The organism is Vibrio sp. 1580 (assembly GCF_033340055.1).
Genome location: NZ_JAWOVT010000372.1, coordinates 1 through 643, shown reverse-complemented (window position 1 = coordinate 643; position 643 = coordinate 1). Strand labels below are relative to the sequence as shown.

1 protein-coding gene is annotated in these 643 nt (G+C 49.5%); it reads right to left on the bottom strand.

Translation table 11 applies throughout. The features are described from left to right. On the bottom strand, window positions 1–643 hold a 643-nt coding region (locus R7093_RS26075; RefSeq protein WP_318147127.1), incomplete at both ends, for an ATP-binding protein.

The following is a 643-nucleotide window of genomic DNA, read 5'->3' as shown; positions in this document are numbered from 1 at the left end:
TTCACTACATTGGCAGTTAATGCGATGATCGGCACGTGAGCGCCCCACTCATTCATGTCACGGATCTGCTCTGTCGCGATAAACCCATCCATCACTGGCATTTGGCAATCCATAAAGATGAGATCAAAGGCGTGCTCGCGGCATAACTGCAATGCTTCTTCACCGTGGCTCGCGACACTGACTTTAAGCCCTAGCTGCTCCAGCATAATGCGAACAACCCTCTGATTCACTTCTGTATCTTCGACAATCAAAACCCACGGCGTATCTGGATTTTTGTTCGTTGCCTCATTCGCCTCTGTTCGAGGAAAATCGAGCACATTGAGCGGATCGGTATATGTTGGAAGACCGCTCACCACCGTTAAAGGAATGGTGAAATCGAAACAGCTTCCCAAGCCAAGTTCACTGGTTAGCTTGATGTCTCCACCCATGATGTGGACGAGTTGGGCACAAATCGCCAAACCTAACCCTGTACCACCATATTTGCGAGTTGTACTGCCATCGGCCTGTTGAAAGCGTTCAAACACCGCTTGCTGGTGCTCTTTGGCAATACCTATCCCCGAGTCCACCACACGAAAGCGAACTTGGGCGATATCGTTGTTTTGCTTGTGCAATGAGACAAGTAATTTGACATGACCACGCTCGG